Genomic DNA, 24,882 nt, shown 5'->3' on the forward strand with positions numbered 1-24,882 from the left:
GCCCCCGCTCGGGGTATCATAGCTAGCATATGCACATGCGAGCGCCGACTGCATCATGCGGCCGGCGCTTTTACTACGACAACGATGGTTTACGACGGAAAGGGCTGAGCCATGAAGCTCGCACTTGCACAGATCGATATGCGCCTGGGTGATATTGAGGGCATTTGCGGTCGCATCGAGGACCAGGCGCGCCTGGCTCATGAGCGCGGCGCGCGCGTGCTGTGCGTGCCAGCTCCGCTCTTTATGGGAGCCCTGCCCGGCGGCCTGGTGGGCGCTGCCGACTTTGAGCACGACGTGCTGACGGGTCTGACCGGTGTTGCCGGGCGTATCCAAGAGCTCGATATGATCTGCATCGTGCCCGCGGCGGTTTCGTTTGAGGGCCAGCCGCTGCTCGACTACATGATGCTTAAGGACGGTCATGTGGTGCCGGCGCGTTCGAGCATTGCCCTGCAGCGTGGCGAGAACAACGATACACGTTGGGCGCCGCCGGTGTTCGACGTGGACGGCGTGCGCATCGCCGTGATTTTTGACTTGGACCGCGAACTCGAGATGCTGCCGACTGGCGTCGACCTCATTGCGTATTTCCAATTCAACGCGTTTGACATGACCGACCGCGAGACTGCTGCCATTGCCGCCGTTCGTAGCGGCGCCTACCGCAAGATCGCATCCAAGCGCAGCGTGTGGTTTGCCTGCATGGCGCCGGTCGGTGCCTATGACGAGTCGGTGTATACCGGCGGTTCGTTTGTGCTCGACGACTGCGGTCGCGTGGTGGCCCAGGCGCCGTGTTTTGAGGAGAGCCTGCTGGTTCAGGAGATTCAGCGCGGCGTGATGCTCGATGCCCTGGAAGATCACGAACTGCCCGAGTTCCGTTCCGAGGAGTGGCTGTGGCAGGCGCTGGTGCTCGCCGTGCGCGACAACGCCCGAGCCCACGGTGCGTCGCGTGCTGTGCTGGCACTCGAGGGTGACTTGCCGTCGTCCCTGCTGGCGGCGCTGGCCGTCGACGCTCTGGGCCCGCGTAATGTGATTGGCCTGGTGCTGGGGCGCAACCGTATTTTTACGCCGGCGCAGGAGGAGGTGGAGGCTGCCCGCTGTGCCGCCGTCCGCGCCATCGCCGAGCGTCTGCACATTCGCACTGTCGAGCGCGATGCACCGGATGCGGCGCGTGTGCTCGATCGCGACGTGTCGGCGGGCGATGCCGAGCGCCTGCGCTCGCGCACGCTGGGCCTCATGCTGGAGGACACGGCGCTCGAGCTGGGTGCGATGGCGCTGAGCCCGCTTTCCAAGACCGAGTACGCGCTGGCGGCGCCGGCGCTTTGCGGCGGCTATCAGGGCGATTACGCGCCTTTTGGCGATGTGTACCTGTCGACGCTTGAGTTTGTGGCGCGTGTGCGCAACCGCACGTCTGCCGTGGTGCCCCAAGAGCTCGTGACGCTCAATGCGGTGGAAGATTGTATGGAGCGAGTGCTGGCGCAGGCGCTCTCGACGCTTGACGGTCCGGTCGATATGCTCGACCGCGCGGCACAGTTGCTCGGCGGGCTTGAGCCGGGTGAGGTCGATGGTGCGCTCGAGGCGCACGTGGACCGCAATCGATCTTTCGACGACATCCCGATGGCCGCTGGCAAGCCTGAGGCCTGCTCGCTGCTGCTGATGCTCGTTCGACAGGGTGAGGCTGCCCGCCGCATGTTGCCGACGGCACCGATCGTCTCGTCCCGCTCGTTTGCCGAGCGCTCTTGGCCGTACATGCTCGCGTGGTCCGACCTGGGGCTTAACGGCAAGGAGCGTATGTCGGTCGATTCGCTGGCGTGCGCCGAGGTGCGCCGTTTTGCTGACGAGGATACGAGTGAGCGTATGCGCGGCGAGATGATGGGCATACTGGGCGAGCTACTGGGTATTTCGCCCGAGCAGATGGAGGAGCTGCGCTCTGAGGGCGGTCAGCGTCGTTTGCACGAGGGAATGAAGAAGTTCGAGGGCGAGGTTCAGGACGCCATCGATAAGATGATGGGCGGTCAGGGCGGCTCGCAAGGTGGTCCCCAGGGTGGCCCGATGCCGCATCCGCCGGTTGATCCCCGACAGTTCCCATTCTTCTCGCAGAACTAAACTGGGGATGGGATTCGCTCCCAACCCCGATACTTCAACTAAGCATCTTGACCCCGTTGTGTTATTCTAGAACAGACGTTCGTGAATGATGCGCGAGGCCTTGCCTTGCGCCGTGCTTTTGGCGAGGGGAGGCTGGCTTGGTTATCTTGGGTATCGACCCCGGTTTGGCCCATACGGGTTGGGGGATTATCGAGGAGCGGCGTGGCGAGGTTCGCTGCCGTGCCTATGGCTGCATCGAGACCAGTGCTGGAAGTCCGCTCGCGGTGCGCCTGTCGCATATCGCCCGCGATCTTAAGGATGTCGTCGAACGCTACCGTCCCGATACCGCTGCTATCGAGAGCATCTACTTTGGCGCTAACGTCCGCTCGGCCATCCCCACGGCGCATGCCCGCGGTGCTGCGCTCGTGGCGCTTTCGGAGTGCGCGCTCGAGATTGGCGAGTACACGCCCATGCAGATCAAACAGGCTGTGGTGGGCACCGGCGCCGCGGACAAGCGGCAGGTCGCCTACATGGTACGCACGCTCACGCAGCTCGACCACGACCCGCATCCCGACCATGCCGCCGATGCCCTGGCCTGCGCCATCTGCCATGTAAACCTCAGCCGAACCCGGGCGCTTACCGGTGGCGAGTTCTATCAACAGAGAGGAACCGGATACTGATGATTTCCCAGCTCCATGGAACGCTTGTCGAAGCCACGATGTGCTCTGCTGTCGTCGATGTGTCGGGTGTGGGCTTTGAGCTCGGCATCTCGGGCAGCACCGCGGCCACGTTGCCGACGCCCGGCGGCGAGGTCCGCCTCTACACGCGTATGCAGGTGCGCGAGGACGCCATGACACTTTTCGGTTTTTCCTCCAAGGACGAGCGCACGATGTTCGGCCGGCTCGTGTCCGTCTCGGGCGTTGGCCCGCGCTTGGCGCTCGCCGTGCTTTCCACCTATACCGTGGGGCAGCTGTATTCGCTGGTGATGGCCGAGGACGACAAGGGCATGGCCAAGGTGCCCGGCGTGGGCAAAAAGACCGCCCAGCGCCTCATCTTGGAGCTCAAGAGCACCTTTGCCAAGGACAAGGGCTTTGTGCCGGTCGATGTGATTCCCGGTCAGGTTTCGATGCCCGTGCCCGCCGCCGCTCCCTCGGCCATCGACGATGCCCGCGCGGCGCTCCTCTCCATGGGCTTTAGCCCGCAGGAGACCGATGTTGCCCTGAGCGGGTATGATGGGCAGAATATGCGTGTCGAGGATCTGCTCGGCGCGGCGCTTAAGCGACTTGGAATGGATGCGTGATGTGGGAAGCCGATGACTCTCAGGACCTGTGGGCGACGCCCGGCAACTCGCCGGCGGCATTCATGGCGCACGGTGAGCGCATGGTGGGCTCGGAGCTGACGCCCGAGGACCTCGATGTCGATCGTACCCTGCGTCCCCAGCGCTTGGATGACTACTGCGGTCAGGAGCATATCAAGCAGAGCCTTCGCGTGCTGATTGAGGCCGCGCAGAGCCGCGGCGAGACGCTCGACCACGTGATCTTCTCGGGCCCTCCGGGTCTGGGCAAGACCACGCTGGCTACGGTTATCGCCAACGAGCTGGGCGCTCAGATTAAGACGACGAGCGGTCCGGCCATCGCGCGCACGGGCGACCTGGCGGCCATCCTGACTAACTTGCAACCGGGTGACGTGCTGTTTATCGACGAGATCCACCGCCTCAACCGTTCGGTCGAGGAAGTTCTGTATCCCGCGATGGAGGACTTTGCGCTCGATATCGTGATCGGCAAGGGTCCGGCTGCGCGCTCGATTCGCTTGGATATTCCCAAGTTTACGTTGGTGGCGGCCACGACCCGTTCGGGCATGTTGACCGGCCCGTTGCGCGACCGCTTTGGCATTTCATATCGCCTGGACTACTACACGGTCGAGGAGCTCGCCCAGATTGTGACGCGCTCGGCGACTATCTTGGGCGTGACGATCGACCATCCCAGTGCGCTCGAGATCGGCTCGCGTTCGCGCGGCACGCCACGCCTTGCCAATCGCTTGCTCAAGCGCGTGCGCGATTACGCGCAGGTGCGCGGCAACGGCCCTATCGAGCTCGATATCTGCCGTCAGGCGCTCGAGTTTTTCGAGATCGACGAGCTTGGCTTGGACTGGATGGATATTCGCATTTTGGAGACACTCGCCAAGACGTTCTCCGGTCGCGCCGTGGGTCTTACGACCCTTGCCAGCGCGGTGGGCGAGGACCCAGGCACGCTCGAGGATGTCTATGAGCCTTATCTGCTGCAGTGCGGGTTGATGATTCGCACGCCCCAGGGCCGCCAGGCAACGCTTCGTACCTTTGAGCACCTGGGGATTGAACCTACCGTTTAGGGCGCTTTGTTATGGCGGGCTGTTGGGCTATCGCTGGGCATCGGGTAAACAAATCGCCGTTCATCGGTTATGGGTGTTTTACTATTGCGCGCCCGTGCTATGCTGAATTGGTCTTTTTCTCATTCGGTAACGAAAGGACCGCCCATGCCTACTGACATCGAAATCGCACGTTCTGTCACGCCGCTGCCTATTACCGAGGTGGCCAAGAACGCCGGCGTCGACGTTAAGCACCTTATTCCGTACGGCTTCGACAAGGCTAAGGTCGACTATTCACTGCTCAACGAGCCGACTGATCACCAGGCCAAGCTCGTCCTCGTGACCGCTATCAACCCAACGCCTGCGGGCGAGGGCAAGACCACCACGACCATCGGTCTGGCCGACGGCCTGCGTCGTCGCGGCGTCAAGAGCGCCGTGGCCCTGCGCGAGCCTTCGCTCGGTCCCGTGTTTGGCGTGAAGGGCGGTGCCGCCGGTGGCGGTTGGGCCCAGGTCATCCCCATGGAGGACATCAACCTGCACTTTACCGGCGACTTTCATGCCATCGGTGCCGCCAACAACCTGCTGGCAGCCATGCTTGATAACCACATCCAGCAGGGCAATCAGCTCGGTATCGATGTTAAACGTATCACTTGGAAGCGCGTCGTCGATATGAACGACCGTCAGCTGCGCCACGTCATCGACGGCATTGGCGGTAAGGCCCAGGGTGTGCCGCGCGAGGACGGCTTCGATATCACCGTCGCCTCAGAGGTCATGGCAATTCTGTGCCTGTCTACGAGCATCAGCGACCTCAAGGAGCGCCTGGGCGAGATCGTCGTCGGCTACAGCTTTGCCGGCGAGCCCGTCCGCGCACGCGACCTTAAGGCCCAGGGAGCTATGGCCGCACTGCTCAAGGATGCGCTCAAGCCCAATCTGGTGCAGACGCTCGAGGGTACGCCCGCGTTTGTCCACGGCGGTCCCTTCGCCAATATCGCCCACGGCTGCAACTCCATCATGGCCACGCGTATGGCTATGCGTTTTGGCGATGTCGCCATTACCGAGGCCGGCTTTGGTGCCGACCTGGGTGCCGAGAAGTTCCTCGACATCAAATGCCGCATGACGGGCGTTCGTCCCAGCGCCGTCGTGATTGTCGCCACCGCCCGCGCGCTTAAGTACAACGGCGGCGTTGCCAAGGCCGACCTCAACGACGAGAACCTCGAGGCCCTCAAGGCCGGCATGCCCAACCTGCTGCGCCACGTCGACAACATCCAGAACGTCTACGGTCTGCCCTGCGTGGTCGCCATCAACCGCTTCCCGACGGACACCGAGGCCGAGCTTGCGCTCATCGAGTCCGAGTGCCAGAAGCTGGGTGTCAACGTGAAGCTGTCCGAAGTTTGGGCCAAGGGCGGCGAGGGCGCGCTCGATCTGGCCGATGAGGTCATGCGCCTGATTGAGCAGCCGAGCGAGCTCAAGTTTGCCTACGAGGACGGTGCCGATGTGGCCGACGCCCTGGAGGCTGTCGCCACTAAGGTCTACCGCGCCGATGGCGTCGACTTTACGCCGGCTGCCAAGCGCCAGCTCGCCGAGCTGCGCGAGAACGGCTTTGGCAACCTGCCGGTGTGCGTTGCCAAGACCCAGTACAGCTTTAGCGACAACGCCAAGGCGCTGGGCGCTCCTGAGGGCTTCCGCATCACGGTGCGCGAGCTCAAGGTTTCCGCCGGTGCCCACTTTGTGGTCGCGCTGACCGGCAGCGTTCTGACCATGCCGGGTCTGCCCAAGGTTCCCGCGGCCGAGAACATCGACGTCGACAACGACGGCAACATCACCGGCCTGTTCTAAGCATGCTGCTCATAGCCGCTTGCCCGCCCCGCCGCGCCTACCAAGGCCCGGCGGGGCTTTTTAATCCCAAGGGGACAGAGAAAAACGGATCATTTTGCGGTTGTTGGGTCAATGAGGCTATCCGTATGGGGTCGTTCGTCCAAAACTATGCCGGTTTACTACGATGAATAGGAATACCTCGACCATATCTGGATTTTCCGATAATGACCGATTCGTCTACCTGCGGTTTTGTTTTTCTGTAAAGTAGCGTGCTCAGGTTCGGGCGATTTATCGTAGTAAACCGGCATAGTTTTGGACGTGGCGGCAATGTTGCGCAACAAGAATCACGATTTCTCCCGTACGGTGTAGTTGGAAGAACTGCGCGGGCGCATTGCGGCTGCGACGAGAGACGGGAGATGCGATGTATTGCACCAAGTGCGGAGCTCAGATACCCGATGGTTCCACGTTTTGCACGAGCTGCGGGGCTCGCGTGGGTTGCGCCGAGGACCAGGCGGAGCCCGTGGCGTTTCCGGTAGGGGATGCGCCGGCGGCCGCTCCTGAGGGACAGCAAGCTCCTCAGGGTGTTCCGGTTCATATGGCGGCGCAGCCTCGTTATGAGGAGCCTATGACCGAGCCTGCCGAGGCCGCTCAGCCGTTTGTTCCGACGCCGCAGCCCAAGAAGCCCAAGCACAGGGGCCGTATCGTCGCTGCCGTTATCGGCGGTGTTGCCGTTGTCGCCATTGTCGCCGCTATCGTGATCGTGCCGCGTATTGGCGCGTCGTCCGAGGTGACTTCGGGCGGCAAGGGCTACGTTGTCTGCGCATGCGAGACCAAGATCCTCCCTAAGAACAGCAAGGGCAAAAAGCTCAAGAGTTATACCGTCGAGCTGGCGCCTACTAACGGCAAGGGCAAGAGCTACACCATCAAGGTCGATGGCGAGGACGGCTTTGCCATGGAGGACTTTGGCGAGCTGCCCGACCAGAAGTACCAGATGACCATCACCTCGGGCAAGGGCAAAAAGAAGAGCACGACCACCATGAAGGTCGACTATACCAAGGAAGGTTCGGACGCCCCTAAGAGCGTTGAGCTCACACAGTCCAAGAAGGAGGCCAAGGCCTCTGCCAAGGCAGCGGTCAAGACGGCAAATGAGCTGTTCACCGATAAGATTCTCGAGTACCAGAAGAAATACGGCGAGGGCGAGGCCGTTGAGTTCGATGAATATGCGCATGGAGCCCGGGGCGTGGCTTACGCTAAGCTCATTGACTTTGATGGTGATGGTCAAGATGAGCTGCTGATTGAGTATTCCGATGAACCGGTGGACCGTGGGGATAACGCAGCCGCTGCGCATCTTGAGGTCTGGGCGTATAAGAATGGCGAGATTGAGAAGGTCTACACGCCAGAGGTAAACGTATCTCATCAGGAGGCGTGTGTGTCTGTCTGGCTTGATGAATACGAGGGCAAGATTGGTTTTTCGCAGTGGTATGACCATGGGACAGCAATTAAGCAAAGCGATCTCTCTGGCGAAAGTGGTCCTTCTGCTCACGAATACCAAGTTAAATTCATTGGCTACGATGGAAAGTCATTCAAAGCCATGACCGACCTTGTTGCCCCGAATGAAGTCGGTTCTGCCTCTTTGGGCGGTTTTGGTTTCTTGTATGCCGACGAGGGCTCGGTTAACAGCACCATTGGCACGGTCGCCACGACGCTGGAGCAGCTGAAGTCGAAGGACTCTGACGATGCGCAGGCGAGCTACGAGGCCGTCTCTGCCACGCAGGATGTCAACTTTACGGCCGCGGTTGGCGAGGGCCCGCTGAATCCGTCCCCCGATGACACGTGCCAGATTTCGGCTACATGGACCTATCCTCAGGTAAAGGGCCAGGGCGTGGGTGTCGCCAAGTTTAACAAGGATATGGTTCAGCTGGTCGCGGATACGCTCGAAGCGAGCAAGCAGGCCTCGATGGACGACGAGGACAGTCGCGTGACCATGATGTATACCGCCGAGATCGTCTCGATCGATGGCGATATTGCCTGCGTGCGTACGTTCACCAACAGTTATCAGCCTCCGTATCGATCGGTGCAGAAGACGAGGTCGGCGTACTACAACCTCAAGACAGGTGAGCAGGTTTCGCTCGAGGACTCGCTTGCGCAGCACGGGCTCTCGTTTGACACGCTCAAGAGTGAGGCCAAGCAGGCAATTAGGACGGCAAAGCCGGATATGGACTCCGTGTCCGAAGACAACATCGACGATGACGATAACTACACCGAGGATCATTTCTACTACGATGGCAAGGGCTATATCATCGTCCTCGATACTGGCGAGTTTGACTGCATGGCATGGGATACCCACGACTTGGTTGCGCACGCCTTCGACTCGAGCTATTCCTGCGGTCAGGATGTAACGCCCGACCGAGCCAAGGCCACGTGCGTGCCCAACGAGTAGAGCAAATCGGCAGGGAGTAATCTGAACAGTCCCCGGTGACGCAAAACGCAGCGCCGCCGGGGACTTTTTGATGCAAATTGGCTCCGAGACAAGCTATCTGGGCCAGCCGTGCCACGAAAAGCGCCCATCTACTACGTTTACCAGGGTTGGACCGACCATGGAGCGTTTTTTAACAATGTGGCAAGACGTTTACCTGCGGTTTTGTTAACGCAGATATGGCTATGGTTGGCACCCTTGGGTTAAACGTAGTAGATGGGCGCATTTTTTGGTGCACAGCCCAAGAAGGGATCATTAACCGCGCTGGAGGCCGAAGAGTATGGCGTTGCGCTCGGCGACCATCATGTTGATGTCGGCGATTTCCATCTCGCCGTCAATGTAGGGCTGGTAGGTGCCATATGGATCGCCTGCTCCCAAGCTGCAGCTGCCGCAGTTATCGCAGCTGCCGTTGCCGCAGCCCGCGAGCGCCAGCTTAATGATCTCCTCGCGTTCGGCGCGCGTCGTGTCCTTGATGAGCTTGCTTTTTGCCATGACATATCCTCGATTCGCTTGCGACCGTCGGCCGCGCATGTCTTGTAGATACCGACGACCTTTGCCCATCATAGGCTTTTGCGCGGGTAGAATGCATGGATAACTTGATGCTTACGGGCGACGGAAAGGAATCGTTGCATGGACCAGGATAAGACGACCGTAATGGGTGGCTACGGCTCCCCGCGGACGGGCAATGGCGCCGATGAGACCCGCGTCGTGCCGAATCCCGGCTACGCTGCCCCCGATACGACGCGGGCGTCGGCCGATCCCACGCGCGTTGTGAATTACGGAAACGCAGCGCAGGACCCGTATGATGTCTCGTCGCAGAGCCCCTACGGCAACGCGGCGGCAGACCCTTATGATGACCTGCTGCATAATCCCATTCCGCAACCTCAGCAGACGACATATATGCCGCGCACGGCACAGCCGCGCTACGAGTCGTGCGACCGATATGCGCGCGAGCCCTATCGCGAGTATCCCAAGTCCATCCCTCAGTATGGCGAGGACGAGGAGAAGAAGCCGTCGCGTTCGTCGAGCGTGATCAAGAAAATCCTGATCGTGCTGGCGATCTTCTTTGCCCTGTCGGTTGTGTTCGCCATCGTGTCGGGCGTGCTCAACAAGCGGGGCGCCACGACTGATACCACGGCCGAGCAGGCCGAGACTACCCAGTCCGGCACCGTCGACCTGAGCGATATCCCGGGTCAGTACTGGTCCAACGCCAAGAAGCTCCTCAAGTCGCGCGGGGCCGATCTTTCGAACGCCGTGATCCTGACCGATGACGGCTCGACGCCCGTTGTCGATGCTAACTGGGTCGTGACGTCTGCCTACTACAACGGCGATGGCAACCTGGAGGTCCAGCTTACGCACAAGGACGGCTCGTCGGGTAATGCGCCCGGCGACCAGGGCGGCGCGGACAGCTCGAGCTCCAACACGCTGGAAGACCTGAGCAACAAGGCGCAGGAGCTGGGAGATAAGGCCCAGCAATTGGGCGACACGGCTCAGAACCTCGGCGATACCGCACAGAACCTGGGCGATATGGCAACGAACGCCTGGGGTGCCCTGCAAAACGGCATTTCGGGCGCACAGGGAAACTAGCGGTCGAGCGGCTAGAGCCTTAGCAGTGCAAACAAAAACGGGACGCAGGATCGCGTGACCGAGCGCGTAGGTGCGTTGGTCGGCGGCCCTGCGTCCCGTTTTGCTGTCGGTTACAGCTGCTCGGCCGGACGGTCGGGCGAGCTGAAGCCCGAGTCAAATGTGACGACGCACGAGACATCGGGCCGGCGCTCATGCACGATGCGCGTGACGAGCTCCAGCAGCTCCTCGTCGGATATGTCAAAACCGTCGGGACGCACCAGGTCAAACGAAACGAACCCGTCGTGCTCGTGCAGGTCGTGGATGGAGAGCGCGGGATCGATCTGCATGATGCCGCGCTTGACCCAGCCGCGCAGGTCGTCGCCGGTGGTGGCGATGGGGTCGCAGTGTAGTGTGATGCCGATGCCCATCTGATGCTTGATGTCGTGCTCGATGGTGTCCAGGATCTCGTGGTGCTCAAACGCGTCGCCCTCGCCGGGCATCTCCACGTGGGCGCTGGCAAACTGGCGGCCGGGACCGTAGTCGTGCACCATGAGGTCGTGCGTGCCCAGGACCTGCGGATACGACATGATCTTGTCGCGGATTGCCTGGACGAGCTTGGGGTCGGGCGCTTGCCCCAACAGCGGGCTGATGGCGTCGCGCACGAGGCCCATGCCGCTGATGCAGATGAAGATGCCCACGCCCAGGCCTGCCCAGCCATCGAGGTCAAAGCCGGTCGTTTGCGAAATAAGTGCTGCCGTCAAGACCGCGCCCGAGGTGATGACATCGTTTTTGGAGTCCTGTGCTGTGGCGATGAGCGTCTCGGAATCGATTCGGTTGCCCAGTGCGCGGTTGAACGCGGCCATCCAGAGCTTAACGAGCATGGACAAGACGAGGGCGGCTAAGGAGAGCACCGAATATGCGGTGGGGGAAGGCTTGATGATCTTAGTGACCGACTCGAGGATCAGGTTGATGCCGACGGCGCAAACCAGGACGGCGACGAATAGGCCGGCTAGGTACTCATAGCGGCCGTGGCCATAGGGGTGGCCTTCGTCTGCCGGGCGGCTGGCAAGGCGGAACCCAAGCAGGCTCACGATGTTGCTCGAGGCATCGGAGAGGTTGTTGAAAGCGTCGGCGATGAGGGAGACGGAACCGGCGAGCAGGCCCGCGATGCCCTTGGCCAGGCACAGAGTGATGTTGAGGCCAATGCAGATGAGGCTTGCGGCAAAGCCCGCGTTTGTGCGGGTGCCGGCATCGACCGGCTCGCCCTCGCTGCCGGGAACAAGTTTATGTACCAGTCGATGAACAAATAGCATGGCGATCGTCCTCACAATCATGTTTAAGGGGATAGTGTAGCTCGCGCGGGGGCGCCGTGCACCGATGCTCAGAAAATGCAGCAATAGTCTGCCGGTGCTAACGAGCGAGTCTTCTCGTCTGCCTGGGTGGTCCATTTTGGGCCACATGGGTATGGGCATGTGACTGTTTACTCGACATACTTAATGTCGACAGCCCCTGTGCAAAGGAGGACGTTTCCATGGACGAGATGTTTGCTATTAAATGCCAAAACTGCGGCGGCCCCATGTACTCACACCAGGCTAAGCGCAGCTTTGAGTGCGCCTATTGCGGCGCGGTCGTTCCGTGGCAGGCCGATGCGGGGGAGCCCAAGAGCGTCCTGGGCATTCGCCATACGCCGCTGACGGTGGTTGACGGGCTGCTCAAGCTCACACACGTCTCGCAGCTTGAGCGCCCAGAGGACCAGGAGTGGTATTTCTTCAATGCGCACTGGCGCAATCAGTCGGTTCTGGAGCATCTGCTGTGGGAGGACCGCGGCACGGCGCAGGAGTTCCAAGAAGCTACGCACGTGAGCATTCCCTGCCCCTTCTGCGGCGCGTCCTTTGAGGGGTCATCGACCCAGCGCGTGTTTGAGTGCCCTTCGTGCGGCAATAAAATCGGTGTCGCTGAACTGCTCAAGCCGGGGACGTTTAGCAAGCGTCTGACCATGGGCGTTGGTGCGGAATATGTGCCCGAGCAGGGTATTCCCTGCGAGATAACGCCGCAGCAGGCGCGTGCCAATGCGCTTGAGCTGGTACGCCAATACCCAGATGCCTTTGCCGGCCACGATGTGGAAGATGCGATCCAAAACGATATGATGCTCTTCTACTTCCCCATGGCACTTGCGGATCTTCGCATGATGGCGTCCTTCCCGGGCAAAGGCCTGAACAAGGAAACCCTGGTGTACTACGAGGTGCTCGACTGGGCATATCCCAGGGCAAACTACCTGGACGTTCGCCTTATGGGCATTCTGGAGCCGTGGGACTTTGCCAAGGTTGGGCCGTTTGACCCGGCCATGCAAGAAGGCGACTTCCGGATTGTCTCCGTCGATGCGTCCACCAAGGACCAGGTGGTCATTGACAAGCTGGCGCTCGACATTGCCGGCAACGATGCCGAGGCGGTGCTGGGGCTCAATAAAAAGAGCATCCGCACCTGGGCGCGTAAGGCCCGCAAACATAAGGACGGCCTGGTGATGGTACCGGTCTACTTTGTCGATCGTCCGGCGACGGACAGCCGCGATGGCGAACAGGTGCGCATTGCCGTAAACGGCCAGACGGGCCGCGCGGCGGCGGTAGTGTTTAGCGACAAGCGCGAGACGCATGTGGTGGCACCGCTCAATCCCAACGTGATGCTGTCGAGCGAAAGCACCGTGCATGCCACGCCCATCGAGGTCAAATACGTTAAATCGCCGTTCCTATACCAGATCGTGCGCCGTGGAGACGGCGAGCAACCGCGCCAGGTATCAGCGGTTGCCGAGGGTTCCTACCGAGAAGAAAGGCCCAAGCGCAGGGGCTTGTTCGCTGCGATTTTTGGTAAGTAGGGGAATGGTGCCGGTTGGTTCGCGAGAGTGCGAAACATCCCGCCCATGTTGGCAGATGTAAATAAACGGTGGAACGGCTGTAAAAGAGTCTTGCCACTGGGTAAAATCAGGATGTGCCGCGGAACCCGCTCCTTAGCTAGTCACACTTCGGAGACGCGGGCAACGCAGGTACAAGTGTCTTAAGGGCCGGCTGCAACCGGCCCTTTCTTTATGACTCCCTTCGCTATCCGTTACTGCTTATATTCCTGCCAGATCGAGTAGAGGTTCCGTGCAATGCCGGTCACATACATCGAGAGGCGCAGGATTTCAAGAAACAAGTTCATAGGCTTCACCCCAATCGGAGATCGGAGCGTTGCCCGCAGGCGGATTCCGCGGCAATCATAATTCTACCTCACGGGCCGCGGTGGAGGATAGCCTGCCCCCTGGTTTGGAGCAGTGTCGATCTAACGGGCAATCAAGCCTCTAGCTCTCTTTGAATTGGGCAAGCATCTGCCCGAAGAAGCTTAGTTCGGATGGCTCATAAATGAGCGAGCCGCCATCTTCGGTCCGGTAGACCCCGCAGGGGAGGTAACGCCCGTCGGGGAGGACATAGAGGTTGGCTTCTTCCTTCAGTCCTGCTGGAAATAGCGGAATCCCGTTTTCGTCCACTTGGAACTCGTCTATATTTGCGATCTTCCTCTCCATGACGCCTCCTGCCTTATTTCTTGAATGGCGCCCTAAAACAGGCAGCTCTCAATCAGCTCTTTTCCGCGTAGGGCGTCGACCCACTCCTGTGGGATGGTTTTGAGACCGTAGGCCGTGCCGGCGAGGGCGCCGGCGACGGCTGCGGTGGTGTCGGTGTCGTCGCCCAGGTTGACGGCGGCAAGCACGCAATCTTCGTAACTGTTGGTGTTGACAAAGCACCAGGTAGCGGCTTTAAGCGTGTCGCGCACGAAGCCGCCGGACCTGATTTCGTGCTCGGGCACGCCTTTCAGATGGAGTGCCCACGAGGGGAGCACGTCGTTCATCACATCCCTCATCAGCTCGACATATATGATGCATGCGTCGGTTGACGTTCTGTGGGCGTGCGTAATCGCGGAGACCTTTCTGACCTCTTCGTCCGTCGCATCGGTGAACGCCAGGGGAGCGATGCGCATGAGCGATCCGTTGCCATTGTCGCGCTCGCCGGAGCCACCTTTGCCGGCGTGCAAGGCGCAGGCGGTCGTACCACCGTAATCGAAAACGCCGTCAATCGTATACTCGCCACGGGCAATCCAGCTTACGAACTTGTCGCGCATGTCTGCGGTGTCGATATGCCCGAGCTCCCTAATCGAGTCGCAGGTGGCAAGCGTCATAGATGTGTCGTCGCTCCAAGTGCCGGCGGGCTGCCCATGCGTGCCGTAGCCGATCATGTCCGTGCATTCGAACGTGCCGCGGGGCCTGAACTCGTAGGGAACGCCCAACGCGTCGCCGACGGCAAGCCCGTAAATACAGTCGCGTAGCGTTGTTTTCGGTCTGTCTGTCATGGGAAACACCTCTCGTACTTTGGATTGAGGATGCGCGGCTACCTGCGGCAATATGTTCAGTTCGATTCGCGACGCAGTGCGTCGCGAATCGAGAGAACTCAATAGTCAATATGCCAAAATGGTATGCCTAGACGTCTCTTTACACGGCAACAGGCATTTCTTTTGGGCGTCCTGCCTTTGGAGCGTCGGCGAGTCGTGCCTCGATGGAAGCTTTGGATACCATGCGTTTGGTGCCATCCTTCCATGAATCCAACAGTCCAGCATTTATCAGTTGCGATACTCTTGCCGAGCTAACGCCAAGTATGCGCGCGGCATCCGCTGCGGTGACGGCGGGGATATCGTTGAGTTCGCGACTGACGGCCACGGCGATAATCTTGCCACTGTGCTGCGGCTCGTGGCCAAAGTCCGGCGCAGGCAGGTCAACGCCGCCCATTAGGTGGTCATCGACCATGCATGCGAGAAAATCAGCGGCGCTTTCGACAGCGTCGTTTAGGTCGGATCCGAACGTTCCACCTCCGCCCAGCGAGCCACATGGCACAGCGTCGACAACGCCGTCCGAATCAAAGAACTCGAATTCCCATACGTAAACCATGTAAGACCTCCTTTAAAAAGCGATGCGAAATGTGATGAGGATGAGCTATCGAAGCCCTGCCTGCCTTAGGATTCTTTTGGCAATTTGCTCCTCGATCTCTCGATGGCGTTTCACGAGCACGAGCTTGTCGCCTTTGACGAACTTCTCGTGATTGGTGCCTCCTTTCGAGATGAAGCCGGCTTCTTCGAGGATACGGATCAATTCGCGTCTCTGCATCTCAGCCTCTTTCAATAACTATATATTAGCACTTACTAAGGGTTTTAGACTTAAATCTTAGCCATTGCTAATCCCTTGTTTTATTTCACCATCCTTGGATAACGGCTTATAGTCCTTGCGGTATTAGTTTATTTGCTCGTGCGGACACGATTTGGTGCTCCGTGCGCGACCGCGAAAAGGGTTTGCGGTGACTAAAATGTGACCATAGAGACAGTTTTAGCGAGCCCCACGGGAGTGACGCGCATGGACAACAATACGCTGCTATTCCAGGACAAAGGTTCGGGTAGGTTTAAAGACGTTAAGATCTACCCGAATCGCCTTGAGGTGCTTAAGAAGGGCGTTCTCGGCGGCAAGCACACCGAGATTGTCTATCTTAAGGACATCACGGGGGTCAACAGGGTCAAGGGCCGCGACGTTTTCCTGCGCAACAGGTTGTTGACTGCTTGTGTCTTTAGCCCGAGCAGCCGCTTCCAAGCTCAGGAGTTTGTGAATGCGTTGAACATGGTGATGTGACCGGGCGCTTTCGAACACAAAAAGCCGGGATGCAAGGAGTCGCACCTTGCATCCCGGCTGAGCTAAAACGGCGCTGCTGCATGCCGTTGGAGCTTTAGCGCTTGATCTCGATATCCTCGAGCTTGACGTCCATGGCCTCAGTCTTGGCCTTGGCGATGTCATCGGCAAATTCCAGGGACTTCATCATGGCTTCGACGGCGTCCTTGTGCTCCTCGACGTTGTCGATGCGCACGTAGACGCTGCCGCCCTCAACGTCGGTGAAGTACTCAGTCGTTACGCCGCCCGAGTGCGTGAAGTAAGCACTGCGCCAGGTCTTGCCGTTGTATTTAACGGGGTCGTTTTCGGTCCATCCGGAGTTGGCCTTCCACTTTGCCTCGTAGTCGAACAGCTCGTCGGCGTTCTTGTCAGAGTCGAAGACAGGGATGAAGCGGTCGCTGGCGTGCTCGCTCTCGGTGAACTTAAACTGGGCCCTGTCGGCGGTATCGCCTGCGACGTCGGTGATCTCGACGCCCTCGGGGACCTCGACCTTAAACCAGATGAAGTCGGTCCTCATATCCACGGCCAGCTTTTCTGCGCCGCCGCCCCCACCGCTGCCGGCAGCGCCGCCGCTTCCACCACAGCCTGCCAGGGCAACTGCGGCAAAGAGACTGATGCAGAGGGTGAGAATCGCAAAGGCCTTCTTTTTCATGGTCGTGTCCTCCTCGGTCTGTAACCGCCCATGGATTACCTGTCTTTACTGTACGCGCGAGCGGCTCGTTCGGGTGGGCCACATGTCCCATTCTTGGGGCCGGATTTGCGCCGACAAGTGGCAATATGTCGCGATATAAGTAGGGGAGGACCGGCTGATCCGATCCTCCCCCGGCTGGACGTCCGATCATGTAATGACTGCGCATGCGATGCTGCGTGCGAGCCCCTAATGCTTGATCTCGATGCTCGAAATCTCGACTTCGCGTGCCTCGGAAACCGCCTCCGCCATGTCATCGGGGAACTCGATGGAGTTGAGGAGTGCCTCGGCTTCTTTCTTGTGCAGTTCGAAGTTTGAGATAAGGACGTAGACGCTTCCCGGTTCAACGTCGGTAAAGAGGAGTGTTGAGATGCCACTGTTGTCCTCGTACGTTCCGACGAGCCATGTCCTGCCGTTATACTCGACGGATCCGCCATCCTTCCACTGGAACGTATCCCCCTTCTTTTCTGCCTGTTCGGCGTGGGACTCCTCAGCTGTCAGCGCTTTTTTCCAAACGGGGATAAGGCGATCGCCCGAGGCGTTCTCATCTTCGGGGAAGGTGAGCTGAATCCTATCTGCATTCTTGCCGGCGGAGTCGCTTACGCCGACGCCCTCGGGCATCTCGACCTTAAACCAAATGAAGTCAGTCTTCTTGGCAACGGGGGCTTTTTCCTTGCTTTCGCTCTTGGCGGCGCTGCCGCCCCCGCCCGATGCGCTCCCGCCGCAGCCGACAAGGGCAAATGCGGCAAAGAGGGCGATGCAAAGGGAAAGGATCGATAGGGTCTTTTTCTTCATGGTGGCGTCCTCCTTGTCTGCCGATGACATCACGGCGCCGCAGGCTGTTGGGGTACTGATTGCGCTGGCGGCGGATGTCTCTGTGTACCGTGCGGCTTATGCCTCCGTTCATCGCTTGTGGCCGTTGCGCGGCCGTGCCCCAACGGGTTCCTTACTTATAGATATGCCCCAGCTTGTGCTGCCCGGGAGTCTCGAAAGGTGGGCCATATGTCCCATGTTTGCGTGTGCGGGCTTGCCGCAAGGTGGGCCTGGCACTGGGCAAGCGTGCGGCTTGGTTAATCCTCCCAATGTTGCGCAACAGCGATGCCGGCTTAAGGTTTTAGACTTGGCTGTGACAAAAGCTAAACCACGAAAGGTCGAACGATGTTCTGTCAAAAATGCGGACAGCAAGTTCCCGATGGATCGACGTTTTGCACGCATTGCGGGGCCTCGCTGGCGGGTGGTTTCGTGCCGACGCCTACGGGCGCTGGCCCTTCCTCTGCCCCGGGCCTAACCCAGTCGATGCCGCCGGTCGCGCCTGCGCCTCAAAAGCCTAAGAGCAAGGCGCCGGTCATTATCGCTGTGGCATGTGCTGCTGTGGTCCTCATCGGTGGCGGCACGGTGTTTGCACTCACGATGCTTAATGGGTCCAAGAGCTCTGACACGCAAATCTCGGTGATCGATACCGGGTCTTCGGACGAGAAAGATTCTTCTGCCAAGAAGAAGAGCGACAAGTCCAAGGCCAAGGAATCCTCGTCGTCCGATGACGAGGCCGTTCCCGAGGACGAGTCGGCATACTACGGTTCGGGCGATTCGGACGATTACCTAACCGACGTGTATACGTACACGAACGACATGCATCCTTATAGCATGTCGATTCCCAATCGCTTTGAGATGGAAGATACTCCCAACGGCAGCGGCGCCAGGTATGAGGACCCGGAGACGGGCTTTGTAATCAACCTGTTTGGCTACGTCAACATTAACGACGAAACTGCACACGAGATGTTCGTCGATGAGGACACCTCGGGCAAGGCCGACCTCTATACCGCAGAGGGCGACAACTGGTACGTGGTCTCGTGGCGCGAGGGCGACACGATCATTTACGAAAAGACGATCGTCACGGATTCGACGATTGCCACGGCGCATTTGGAGTACTCGACTGCAAACCGCGACATGGGATCGAAGATTATCGACACACTGCTGCCGACGTTTCAGGTGGACTAGGCGCCCGTGCCTATAGCCGGCAATCGGAAACACCGATAGCCAGAGCTCCTGACAGTCTTTGTCTTATGGGCTAGACTGGCTTGGACAAGATCGATGAATGGGACAACCGCTTCCTGGCGTCGTTGTCCCATTTTTTTATTATGCGTGCGGCCCGTGGTGGCCGGCGCGGTGGGCAGAGGTGTTTCGATGAGTCAAGAGATGATGGATAAAACCTGTCGCGAGTTTGCCCAGGCGCTTGCCGCGCGCGAGCCGGTTCCCGGCGGCGGTAGCGCGAGCGCCTTTGTGGGCGCGCTGGGCGCTTCGTTATGCGGGATGGTCGCTCGCTATGGGGCGACCAATCCCGCGCTTTCCGATCGCGCAGACGATCTGACACGCGCATTTGCCCAGGCGGATGATTTGGCACAGGAACTTGTGGGTCTGGTCGCCGAGGACGTTCGTGCGTACGGCCAGGTGTCCGCTGCGTACGGTATTCCGCGCGAGGACCCGGCTCGACCTGCGGCGATTCAGGACGCGTTGCACGTGGCGGCCATGCCACCGTACCGCATTATGGACGCCTGTGGTCGTGCGCTGGCGCTGCTCGAGGACATGGCGGACAAGGGCTCGCGCCAGTTGCTGTCCGACGTGGCGTGCGGTGCCGTGTTCTGCCGCGCCGCCATGCAGGGCGCGAGCCTGACGCTCTTTGCCAACACCACGTCTATGAAGGACCGCGCCCGCGCCGAGGAGCTCGAGGCGGCGTGCGATGAACTGCTGGATACGTGGCTGCCGCGCGCCGATGCGCTGGCACGCCGTGCTGCCGATGCCGCCAGGAAGAGGGGATAGCCATGGCAGAGCTGCTTAAGGGTGCTCCCGTTGCCCGTGCATTGACCGAGGAGCTTGCTGCTCGCTGCGCCGCCCTGCGCGAACGGGGTATCGTCCCGACGCTGGCCATTGTCCGTGTAGGCGAGCGCGAGGACGATCTGTCCTACGAGCGCGGTGCACTCAAGCGCTGCGAAAAGGTGGGCATCGAGGCTCGTCGCGTGTTGCTGCCTGCCGATGTCTCGCAAGACGAGCTACTGGCGGCTATTAAGGACATCAATGCCAACCCCACTGTTCATGGCTGTCTGCTGTTCCGCCCGCTGCCTGCCGGTCTTGACGAGGATGCAGTTGCCGCGGCGCTCGATCCCGCCAAGGATGTTGACTCTATGACGCCGGCGTCGCTGCTTACCACGCTTTCGGGGCGGGGCGAGGGCTTTGCTCCCTGCACGGCCGAGGCCGTGTTGGCGTTGCTGGACCATTACGGCGTTGAGCTGGATGGGGCCAAAGTCGCGGTCGTCGGTCGGTCGCTGGTGATTGGCCGTCCCGTTGCCGCCATGCTTACGGCTCGCAACGCTACCGTGACGACGTGCCATACGCATACGCTTGACTTGGCTGCCGAGTGCCGTGCACCTGATATTGTGGTTGCGGCCGTTGGACGCGCGCGCACGATTGGCGCGGATGCGGTTCGCGAAGGCCAGACGATCATCGATGTGGGTATTAACTGGGACGAGGCCGCCGGCAAGCTGGTCGGCGACGTGGATTTTGATGCTGCTGAGCCGGTTGTTGGCGCAATTACTCCGGTGCCGGGCGGCGTGGGGGCTGTGACCACCGCGATTCTCGCCAAGCACGTGATCGAGGCGGCGGAGCGCGCATCGAAATAGGCGTTTTGGGCTGTTTGAGGGGTTAGCGATATACCACGTGGTCAAAAAACGTCAAATATGAGTACTGTTGCCAAGATAGTCACATATGTTTTATGTCTTTTGGGCTTCCTAGCGATATTCATTCTCGCTAGGAAGCCCATTTTATTGAACCTATGGGGAATAACGTTGTCTTATTTTTGGACAAATGGGGATCTTCGGCACCTATTACAAGGAAATTTGCTGCTACTAAATTGGTGACAGTACTCATATTTGGCGTTTTTTGACCACAGGGTCCCGAGGGGGTCCCGAGGGGTCGCGGTTTCGCCCTTTTTGCGCCGAAGCGATACACTGTTACTGTTTGATTTCTTCGCTCAAGGAGGATGCGCATGCCGTGCACAACGATTTTGGTTGGTAAGAACGCGAGCTACGACGGGTCGACGCTGGTTGCCCGCAACGAGGACTCGTCCAACGGGGTGTTTGAGCCCAAGCGCATGCGCGTGGTGCATCCCGACGAGCAGCCGCGTGTCTACACGAGTGTCCTGAGCCACCTGACCGTTGAGCTGCCCGACAATCCCATGCGCTACACGAGCGTCCCCGACGTTATCCCCGGTCACGGCATTTGGGCCGAGGCCGGCTTCAACGAGCTCAATGTTGGCATGTCCGCAACCGAGACGCTCACCACCAACGAGCGCGTTCGCGGCGCCGACCCGCTCGTGGACTACGTGCCCGCCAAGGGCAACGAGGGTGAGGACGGCTATGTGCCGGCGCAGCCTGGTGGCCTGGGCGAGGAGGACATGGTGACCCTGGTCCTGCCGTACGCTAAGTCCGCCCGCGACGGCGTTCGTATCCTGGGCGACCTGCTCGAGCGCTACGGCACCTACGAGAACAACGGCATCGCCTTTAGCGACGTGGACGAGATCTGGTGGCTCGAGACTATCGGTGGCCACCACTGGATTGCCAAGCGTGTGCCTGATGACGCCTATGTGACCATGCCCAATCAGCTGGGTATCGACAGCTTTGACCTAGATGACGCCGAGGGCGCCCAGGTCAACCACATGTGCTCTGCCGACCTGCGCTCCTGGATGGCCGAGTGGCATCTGGACCTGACGCTGGGCGTTGAGGGCGACGGTCCGGCTGTGGTCTTTAACCCGCGCGAGGCCTTTGGCTCGCACAGCGACAGCGATCATGTCTACAACACGCCGCGCGCGTGGTACATGCAGCGCTGCCTCAACCCCAGCGATGTGTGGGACGGCCCCGACGCCGACTACACGCCCGAGAGCGACGATATTCCCTGGAGCCGCGTGCCCGAGCGCAAGGTGACCATCGAGGACATTAAGTATGTGCTTTCGAGCCACTACCAGGGCACGGAGTACGACTGCTACGGCAGCAAGGGCACGCCTGCCACGCGTGGCGCTTATCGCCCCATCGGCATCAACCGCAACAGCCAGCTCGCCGTGTTGCAGCTGCGCCCCTATGCGCAGCCGGCCTATCGCGCCGTGCAGTGGATGGCCTTTGGTTCCAACTCGTTTAACGCGCTGGTTCCGCTGTACGCCAACGTCGAGACCATGCCCGAGTACTATGCCGATACACAGGCTCGCGTGACGTCCGAAAACTTCTACTGGGCCAACCGCCTGATCGGCGCGCTGGCTGACGTTCGCTTCCATGAGTGCGGCCGCGCCGTGGAGGACTATCAGGAGAAGGTCGGTGGCATGGGCCACAAGCAGATCCATGACGTCGACGCCGCCGTAGCCGTTCTGCCCGAGGCCGAAGTGCCTGCCAAGCTCGCCCGCGCCAACGAGGAGTTTGCCGAGCGTGTGCGGGTGGAGACCGATGCTCTGCTGGGCAAGGTGCTCTACACCACGAGCTGCGCCATGAAGAACTCTTTCGCGATGAACGACAACGTGAGGTAGGGATTTCCCGTCGATTGAATAGCGCTAAAACGCTTTGTCGCTTTCACTCGATCTTGGGTACAAGAACGCCAATGCAGTTGTTTATGATTGGAGACAACCATGGTTATGAAACTCGATCAGCTTGTTAACGGCGCCATCAACGTTGGCTTTGGCGCTGCCGCCGTTGCCGTCGAAGGCGGCAAAAAGGTCCTCGACGACCTTAATACCAAGGGCGAACAGGTCCGCAAGGACACCGCCACCCCCGATATCGCCCGCAGCGTGTCCGACATGTTCGAGCAGGCCGGCGGCACCATCTCCGACCTGACCGAGCGTCTGGGCATGCAGGGCGAGACCGCGGCCCAGCGCGTGCTCGACGAGCTCATTCTGGCTCGCGTCCGCGTTATGACCGCCCCCGAGCGCACGGCCTTCCTGGCCCATGTGCGCGACATCGTCGATTCGGTCGAGGACAACGTGACCTCGGTGCCCGTCGAGTCCGTTGAGCCCGACGATGCGAAGGATACCGAAGAGGCCGAGTAGCAGCGCAGATGGCAGATTCCACCACCGATTACAACAATCTAGATCCCTTGGGTGACGAGGCGGCGGTTGTCGATGAGGTCGATGCCGCCGTCTCGGGCGCTCGCAAGAAGCCGCGCGCTGTCGATATGGTCCCCGAGGAGCCCGAGGCGATGGCGCCGGATGAGGAATACCAGCTCACGCCGGCGGGTCGCCGCGAGCGCATCGGGCAGATTGTTCGCCTGGTCAAAAAGTACCGCGTGTGGGATAACCTCACGCCGGTTCGTTTGCGCCGCCTGCTCGAGGAACTCGGCCCCATGTTCGTTAAGATGGGGCAGATTCTGGCCAACCGGTCCGAGATTCTGCCGCAACGCTTTTGCGACGAGCTGCGTCGTCTGCGCTCTGACGTGGAGCCGGTGCCGTACGAGGTCGTACTCAGTTGTCTGGAAGAAGAGTACGGCCTGCGCTTGGGGGAGATGTTCGATGCGATCGACCCAAATCCGCTTGGTAGCGCATCGCTCGCGCAGGTGCACCGCGCTCGTCTGGTGACGGGCGAGGACGTGGCCGTCAAGGTTCAGCGCCCAGGTGCGCAGCAGGTTATGGCACAGGACATCGATATCATCCGCTCGGTGGTGCGCATTGTCTCCAAGTTCGTCAACACCGATCAGTTTGTGGACCTGCACGGCGTGGTCGAGGAGCTGTGGACCTCGTTTCGCGAAGAGACCAACTTTTTGGCCGAGGCCAAAAACCTTAACGACTTCTATGAGTTCCATAAGAGCGTGCGCGGCGTGTCGTGTCCCAAGTCTTACCTGGACCTTTGCACCGAGCATGTGGTGGTCATGGACTACGTCGACGGCATTTCGATCGCCGATCCTGAACGCTTGGTGGCCGAGGGCTATGACTTGGAAAAGATCGGTGCCGCAATCGTCGAGGACTACTCGACGCAGGTGCTCGACGACGGCTTTTTCCATGCCGACCCGCATGCGGGAAACATCATTCTCAAGGACGGCATCGTTTACTTTATCGACTTGGGCATGGTCGGACGCATGTCGAGCCACGATCGTGGCATCGTTAAGGACATGATTTTCGCCGTGGCCGAGGGCGACGTGCCCAAGCTCAAGGATTCGCTTATGCGCTTTGCCGTGACGCGCGGCGATTCAGCCGAGCTCGATCATTCAGCGTTTTTGTCCGATCTTGACTTTATCGTGGCTGACTTTGCGGGCCTTGACCTGAAGGATCTGGATATCGGCGAGTTTTTGACCTCGCTGTTAAACCTCGCGCGTAAGAATGACGTTGAGCTGCCGAGCGTGGTGACGATGTTCGCGCGCGGCATGGTGACGCTCGAGGGTTTGCTGACCGAGTACATGCCCAACGTCAACATGATCCAGATCATCCAGACGCATATTAAAAACGAGAAAAGCACCTATGCGCGCGTGCGCGATATGGGGAGCGATCTTGCCGCGAGCAGCTATCGCGCGGCGAAGGGCTCGCTCGAGGCGGCCGAGTATCTGGGCTTGGCTTCGCGCATGCTCACGCGCGGCCAGCTTAAGGTGAACACGCAGATCATGAGCAGCGATAAGGCGCTGCGACAGCTGGGTGGAATTATCGACCGCATGTCGATGGCAATTGTGATTGCCGGCCTGTTTATCGGTTCGTCGGTGGTGTACTACGCGCGCATCGAGCCGGTTGTGTTTGGTATCCCGGTCATTGGCTTTTTGGGTTACGTGAGCGCGCTGGTGCTGGCGCTTATGCTGGGCCGCAATATCTGGCTCAACAGTCACGGCGGCAAGCACTAGAGGCTGCGACTGTCACCGCATTTTCCTATCGCAAACAATAGCTTTTACCTTGGGCTTCGCCTGCGTGCGAGGCCCTTTTGCGTGATACCATATTGACGATAATAATAGATGGCCTAGATGGTGGTGCGGAGACGCATGAACGCGCGGTTTTCCTGCGCGTTTGGGAGAATCGGGGTGCAAGTCCCCGGCTGTACCAGTAACCGTAATTCCTCTTGGCTCGGGATGTTCGCGTCGCAGATCGGACGGCGCGCCTGAGCCGTTAAGGTTAAGTCGGATCGCCTCCCATCTTGCACGCGACCGCGGCTCATGCCGCCGGTGTGCATAGGGCTCTGGAGG

At 60.0% G+C, this 24,882-nt stretch carries 23 protein-coding genes; 15 read left to right on the forward strand and 8 right to left on the reverse strand.

The window, feature by feature from the left end; translation table 11 throughout:
• The first annotated feature begins 111 nt into the window (after window positions 1–111).
• The 6 genes from DW732_RS04200 (at window position 112) to DW732_RS04225 (ending at window position 8,674) form a co-directional block, all read left to right on the forward strand.
• Window positions 112–2,097 carry a hypothetical protein gene (locus DW732_RS04200; RefSeq protein WP_118098884.1) on the forward strand — a complete coding sequence of 662 codons (1,986 nt, stop codon included), beginning with the start codon at window positions 112–114 and terminating at the stop codon, window positions 2,095–2,097.
• A 137-nt stretch (window positions 2,098–2,234) separates the two neighbouring features.
• Window positions 2,235–2,756 (forward strand): crossover junction endodeoxyribonuclease RuvC, encoded by a 522-nt coding sequence (gene ruvC, locus DW732_RS04205; RefSeq protein ID WP_055310210.1) that lies wholly within the window; start codon window positions 2,235–2,237, stop codon window positions 2,754–2,756.
• On the forward strand, window positions 2,756–3,376 hold the full coding sequence (gene ruvA, locus DW732_RS04210) for a Holliday junction branch migration protein RuvA (RefSeq protein ID WP_118098885.1): 621 nt from the start codon (window positions 2,756–2,758) through the stop codon (window positions 3,374–3,376). The genes ruvC and ruvA overlap by 1 nt, the downstream gene beginning before the upstream one ends.
• The gene (gene ruvB, locus DW732_RS04215; protein WP_118098886.1) at window positions 3,376–4,443 is read left to right on the forward strand and encodes a Holliday junction branch migration DNA helicase RuvB; all 1,068 of its coding nucleotides are present in this window, start codon (window positions 3,376–3,378) and stop codon (window positions 4,441–4,443) included. Before ruvA ends, ruvB begins: the two co-directional genes overlap by 1 nt.
• Window positions 4,444–4,587: 144 nt before the next feature.
• Window positions 4,588–6,255 (forward strand): formate--tetrahydrofolate ligase, encoded by a 1,668-nt coding sequence (locus DW732_RS04220; protein WP_118098887.1) that lies wholly within the window; start codon window positions 4,588–4,590, stop codon window positions 6,253–6,255.
• Between the two features lie 400 nt (window positions 6,256–6,655).
• Window positions 6,656–8,674, forward strand: a complete 2,019-nt coding sequence (locus tag DW732_RS04225) for a zinc ribbon domain-containing protein (protein WP_118098888.1) — start codon at window positions 6,656–6,658, stop codon at window positions 8,672–8,674.
• 291 nt (window positions 8,675–8,965) lie between these two features.
• Here the strand turns inward: DW732_RS04225 and DW732_RS04230 are convergent, their stop codons facing one another.
• Complete coding sequence (locus tag DW732_RS04230; RefSeq protein ID WP_118098889.1) at window positions 8,966–9,202, reverse strand: hypothetical protein; 237 nt, start codon at window positions 9,200–9,202, stop codon at window positions 8,966–8,968.
• A gap of 138 nt (window positions 9,203–9,340) precedes the next feature.
• On the opposite strand from DW732_RS04230, the gene DW732_RS04235 reads away from it, so the two are divergent.
• Window positions 9,341–10,297, forward strand: coding sequence for a hypothetical protein (locus tag DW732_RS04235; protein WP_118098890.1), 957 nt, complete (start codon window positions 9,341–9,343; stop codon window positions 10,295–10,297).
• 110 nt (window positions 10,298–10,407) lie between these two features.
• Here DW732_RS04235 and DW732_RS04240 read toward each other — a convergent pair whose 3' ends face one another.
• The gene (locus DW732_RS04240) at window positions 10,408–11,589 is read right to left on the reverse strand and encodes a cation diffusion facilitator family transporter (protein ID WP_118098891.1); all 1,182 of its coding nucleotides are present in this window, start codon (window positions 11,587–11,589) and stop codon (window positions 10,408–10,410) included.
• A 218-nt stretch (window positions 11,590–11,807) separates the two neighbouring features.
• On the opposite strand from DW732_RS04240, the gene DW732_RS04245 reads away from it, so the two are divergent.
• Window positions 11,808–13,145, forward strand: a complete 1,338-nt coding sequence (locus DW732_RS04245; RefSeq protein WP_118098892.1) for a hypothetical protein — start codon at window positions 11,808–11,810, stop codon at window positions 13,143–13,145.
• Window positions 13,146–13,607: 462 nt separating this feature from the next.
• Here DW732_RS04245 and DW732_RS04250 read toward each other — a convergent pair whose 3' ends face one another.
• The 4 genes from DW732_RS04250 to DW732_RS04265 form a co-directional block, all read right to left on the reverse strand.
• On the reverse strand, window positions 13,608–13,829 hold the full coding sequence (locus DW732_RS04250) for a hypothetical protein (RefSeq protein WP_117743010.1): 222 nt from the start codon (window positions 13,827–13,829) through the stop codon (window positions 13,608–13,610).
• Window positions 13,830–13,861: 32 nt separating this feature from the next.
• On the reverse strand, window positions 13,862–14,650 hold the full coding sequence (locus tag DW732_RS04255) for an ADP-ribosylglycohydrolase family protein (protein ID WP_117743009.1): 789 nt from the start codon (window positions 14,648–14,650) through the stop codon (window positions 13,862–13,864).
• Between the two features lie 139 nt (window positions 14,651–14,789).
• The gene (locus DW732_RS04260; protein ID WP_117743008.1) at window positions 14,790–15,242 is read right to left on the reverse strand and encodes a helix-turn-helix domain-containing protein; all 453 of its coding nucleotides are present in this window, start codon (window positions 15,240–15,242) and stop codon (window positions 14,790–14,792) included.
• A gap of 45 nt (window positions 15,243–15,287) precedes the next feature.
• Window positions 15,288–15,458: a type II toxin-antitoxin system HicA family toxin gene (locus DW732_RS04265; protein WP_117734454.1), complete on the reverse strand. Its 171-nt coding sequence runs from the start codon at window positions 15,456–15,458 to the stop codon at window positions 15,288–15,290.
• Window positions 15,459–15,701: 243 nt separating this feature from the next.
• Between DW732_RS04265 and DW732_RS04270 the strand changes: the two genes are divergently transcribed.
• The gene (locus tag DW732_RS04270; protein ID WP_117794557.1) at window positions 15,702–15,971 is read left to right on the forward strand and encodes a hypothetical protein; all 270 of its coding nucleotides are present in this window, start codon (window positions 15,702–15,704) and stop codon (window positions 15,969–15,971) included.
• 94 nt (window positions 15,972–16,065) lie between these two features.
• Here the strand turns inward: DW732_RS04270 and DW732_RS04275 are convergent, their stop codons facing one another.
• Window positions 16,066–16,659 carry a hypothetical protein gene (locus DW732_RS04275; RefSeq protein WP_118098893.1) on the reverse strand — a complete coding sequence of 198 codons (594 nt, stop codon included), beginning with the start codon at window positions 16,657–16,659 and terminating at the stop codon, window positions 16,066–16,068.
• Between the two features lie 225 nt (window positions 16,660–16,884).
• Window positions 16,885–17,490, reverse strand: coding sequence for a hypothetical protein (locus DW732_RS04280; protein WP_118098894.1), 606 nt, complete (start codon window positions 17,488–17,490; stop codon window positions 16,885–16,887).
• Between the two features lie 363 nt (window positions 17,491–17,853).
• On the opposite strand from DW732_RS04280, the gene DW732_RS04285 reads away from it, so the two are divergent.
• The 6 genes from DW732_RS04285 to DW732_RS04310 all read left to right on the forward strand — a co-directional run bounded on the left by DW732_RS04285 (window position 17,854) and on the right by DW732_RS04310 (window position 24,546).
• The gene (locus DW732_RS04285; RefSeq protein WP_118098895.1) at window positions 17,854–18,693 is read left to right on the forward strand and encodes a zinc-ribbon domain-containing protein; all 840 of its coding nucleotides are present in this window, start codon (window positions 17,854–17,856) and stop codon (window positions 18,691–18,693) included.
• 186 nt (window positions 18,694–18,879) lie between these two features.
• Window positions 18,880–19,512 carry a cyclodeaminase/cyclohydrolase family protein gene (locus DW732_RS04290; RefSeq protein ID WP_158567345.1) on the forward strand — a complete coding sequence of 211 codons (633 nt, stop codon included), beginning with the start codon at window positions 18,880–18,882 and terminating at the stop codon, window positions 19,510–19,512.
• 2 nt (window positions 19,513–19,514) lie between these two features.
• Window positions 19,515–20,369 carry a bifunctional 5,10-methylenetetrahydrofolate dehydrogenase/5,10-methenyltetrahydrofolate cyclohydrolase gene (locus DW732_RS04295; protein WP_118098897.1) on the forward strand — a complete coding sequence of 285 codons (855 nt, stop codon included), beginning with the start codon at window positions 19,515–19,517 and terminating at the stop codon, window positions 20,367–20,369.
• 365 nt (window positions 20,370–20,734) lie between these two features.
• Window positions 20,735–22,258: a C69 family dipeptidase gene (locus DW732_RS04300; protein WP_118098898.1), complete on the forward strand. Its 1,524-nt coding sequence runs from the start codon at window positions 20,735–20,737 to the stop codon at window positions 22,256–22,258.
• 99 nt (window positions 22,259–22,357) lie between these two features.
• Window positions 22,358–22,774 (forward strand): hypothetical protein, encoded by a 417-nt coding sequence (locus tag DW732_RS04305; RefSeq protein WP_117583986.1) that lies wholly within the window; start codon window positions 22,358–22,360, stop codon window positions 22,772–22,774.
• Between the two features lie 8 nt (window positions 22,775–22,782).
• On the forward strand, window positions 22,783–24,546 hold the full coding sequence (locus DW732_RS04310) for an AarF/ABC1/UbiB kinase family protein (RefSeq protein ID WP_118098899.1): 1,764 nt from the start codon (window positions 22,783–22,785) through the stop codon (window positions 24,544–24,546).
• Window positions 24,547–24,882: the final 336 nt, after the last annotated feature.

It is taken from the genome of Collinsella sp. AM28-11LB (genome assembly GCF_003469895.1).
Taxonomy (GTDB): Bacteria; Actinomycetota; Coriobacteriia; order Coriobacteriales; family Coriobacteriaceae; genus Collinsella.